The following is a 3139-nucleotide window of genomic DNA, read 5'->3' on the forward strand; positions in this document are numbered from 1 at the left end:
CACCCCGCCGGGCCGACACCTCCTGGCGCACCTTCCTGTCCGCCCAGGCCTCCAGCCTGCTGGCCTGCGACTTCTTCACCGTGGACACCGTGTTCCTGCAACGGATCTACGTGTTCTTCGTCGTCGAACACGCCACCCGCCACGTTCATGTTCTCGGGACCACGAAGCACCCGACCGCAGCGTGGGTCACCCAGCAGGCACGGAACCTACTGATGGACCTCGACGAACGTGGCCACCGGTTCCGGTTCCCCCTCCGTGACCGCGACACCAAGTTCACGGCTTCCTTCGACGCCGTCTTCACCGGAGCCGGCATCGACGTGGTACGCACACCCCCTCAAGCCCCGCAGGCGAACGCGATCACGGAACGCCGGGTCGGCACCGCCCGCCGCGAATGCACCGACAGGCCGCTGATCATCTCCGAACGGCACCTGACGTCAGTCCTCGACAGCTACGCGAAGCATTTCAACACCCACCGACCCCACCGCTCCCTCGGCCAGCACCCACCCGACCCGCCACCCGTGGCCACCCCGACGCCGGATTCCACCGTCCGTCGCACACGCATCCTCGACGGCATGATCAACGAATGCCGTCCGGCTGGGGGCGGCGAGGCTGAACGACAGGTTTCAGGTGCCCGTGCCGTTGGCGCAGAGGCGTTCGTGGACGACCTGGAACGCGTCTCCGGCTGGATTGATCTTGACGAAGGCGTAGCAGTTGAGCGGTTGGCTGGCGTTGTTACCGAGGTCTATCGGCGCGATCAGGCCGCCCGCGTCGTAGTCGGAGACCTTCCGTAGTGCGCTGATGAATCCCTCGCGGGTGGGGCAGGGACCGGCCAGTTCGAGTCCGCGAAGGAACATGTCGGTGTAGATGTAGGCGTGCATGGCGAACTGCTGTTCGGGCACGAACGTCTCCGGCGCGAAGCGGGTCATCGCCGCGCGGTAGCGGTCGATGGCCGGCCCCCCGGCCTCGAAGGGCCGGAAGTAGACGGGGAACGAGACGCCGGCGAGCGCCGGGCCCAGCGTGGCCAGCAGGCTGTGGTCGTACCCGGTGAGCGCGACGCTGCTGGAGAGGTCCAGGCGTGCCGCCCGGGCGGCCTGCGCGATCGCGGCGAAGTCCGACGAGGTCGTGAAACCGATCATGGAGTCGGCGCCGGCGGCCGAGATCTGCTGGACCACCCGGGCCGGGCTGTCGGTGCTGCTCGTGTAGGAGATCGCGTCGGTCGTACCGAGACCGATCGCCTGGAAGGCGGCCTGGTATCGCGCCATGACCTGCAGCGTGAACGCCGACGCCCCCGTGGTCAGGAAGGCGACCTTCGTCCCCCCGCTGGCCAGGATGTAGCGGCCGATGGTCTCGGGTGACGCCGCGTACAGATAGGTGAAGAAGTTCTGGTATTTTCCCCAGTCCGGCTGGGCGAAGCCGATAACGGGGATGTTCTGCGCGGCAAGGCTATTCAACGAGTCCCCGAGCGCGGAGGTGGCCGTCACCAGGCCGAAGACCGAGTCCTGCTGGACGAGGTTCGCGGTGACGTTGGCGCTCTGCGATGGGGAGTTCGCGTCGTCACGCCACTGGTAGACGATCCGGCGGCCGTGTATGCCGCCTTCCTGGTTGGCCAACCCGATCCTGGCGTCAACACCGGAGCGGGCCGAGTCGAACGCGGCGCTGCCGGTACCCGAGTCGGTGACCACGAGGCCGAGCTTCACCTGGTCGGCGGTGACGCCAGGGCTGCCGCAGGCGGTGGCCGCCGCCGTGCCACCACCGCCCCCCGCGGAACAGCCGGTCACGGCAACCGCGAGCACCGCGGCCGCCGCTCCTCCCCATAACCTCACCGATAATCTACCAAGAAACATCTTTTTCTCCACGGACAATAAAGAGGCTGGCGATGCGCCAATCCGACTGGGCCGATCCCAGATCGGCTGCCACGCAAACCTTCGTTCTCGTAGATATTCAATCTACACACGACAGCCTGGCTAGTATATCTACTGAATTTCGTCAGCTGGGTGAGCTGTAGCGTGGAATCGGGACGGCACCGCTAGTCCTCCACCGGGCGCATTTCCCGCGTCGCCGGCGCACCGTCCGCTGTCCCGGCGCGACACCGGATCGGTTTGATAACGCCGAGGGCTTCGCGGCCCGTCCATCCGTGGCGTGTTCAGGTCCATGATGATCAAATCGGGTCGGGGATGGGTGGGCTCGCGGAGGTACTCAAATGTCTCGACGCCGTCGCTGATCGTGCGGAGGGTCTGGCTGAACCCGCGGGCGAGAGACCCCTCGGAGATGAGCAAAGCGTCGCCGGGATCGTCACTCGGCGAGGAGCACATCGTAGGGACGGCTCGGACGCGCGGCATCGATCATCAGGAGGGTCTCCGGTTGGTACCGGACGAGCTCTGGGAGCTCGTGGAGCCTCTGTTGCCGTCCTTCGCGCCGCGTTCGCAGGGTGGAGGTACGGCTCCGGTGGACGAGCGAGCGGTGTTCACGGCGGTGGTCGGGCTATGCGTGGCGGCATCTACCGCCGTCGTTCGGGGTGTCGGCGCCCACGGCGCACCGTCGGTTCCATGCCTGGACCCGGGTGGGGTTATGGCCCCGGGTACATCGGGCGGTGCTGGACCGACATGGCGCCGCCGGGACGGTGGACTGAACCTCGGCGATCCTGGACTCCGCGAGCGTGCGAGCGAGCGGGGCTCGCTGACCGGTCCGAACCCGGTCGATCGTGGCAAAGCGGGTTCGAAGCTGCATGTTCTGACCGACGGGGCCGGGTTGCCGCTGGTTGTGGCGGTCTCGACGGCGAACCTGCATGACAGCCAGGTCCTCATCCCGCTGGTCGCGAGTATCCCGGCGATCCGTTCCCGGCATGGGCCACGGCGGCGCCGGCCGGACAAGCTGCGGGCAGACAAGGCCTACGACCAGCCGGAGCTGCGTCGTTTCCTGCGCAGGCGTCGTATCGCGGTACGTATCGCCCGGTGCGGGGTGGAGAGCACCGAACGTCTCGGCCGGCACAGGTGGAAGATCGAACGAACGATCGCGTGGCTTGACGGCTACCGCCGGCTGACCGTCCGCTACGAACGCAACGGCCGTAACTTCCTCGGATTCCTCTGCCTGGCCGCCGCGATCACCTGCTGGAAGAAACTGGCCACGTGAGACAAGCTCT

The 3139-nt window shown here is 67.1% G+C and carries 1 protein-coding gene and 2 pseudogenes; 2 read left to right on the forward strand and 1 reads right to left on the reverse strand.

The window, feature by feature from the left end:
- The coding region (locus E0504_RS43765) for an integrase core domain-containing protein (protein WP_306769363.1) at window positions 1-791 on the forward strand (791 nt) is incomplete at its 5' end.
- On the opposite strand, the pseudogene E0504_RS43770 reads toward E0504_RS43765, so the two are convergent.
- A pseudogene (locus E0504_RS43770) lies at window positions 738-1844 on the reverse strand (ABC transporter substrate-binding protein); the annotation flags it as partial. The gene E0504_RS43765 and the pseudogene E0504_RS43770 overlap by 54 nt on opposite strands.
- 493 nt (window positions 1845-2337) lie before the next feature.
- Between E0504_RS43770 and E0504_RS43780 the strand changes: the two are divergent.
- Window positions 2338-3129 (forward strand): annotated as a pseudogene (locus E0504_RS43780) (IS5 family transposase).
- Window positions 3130-3139: the final 10 nt, after the last annotated feature.

This window comes from Parafrankia sp. BMG5.11 (genome assembly GCF_004337455.1).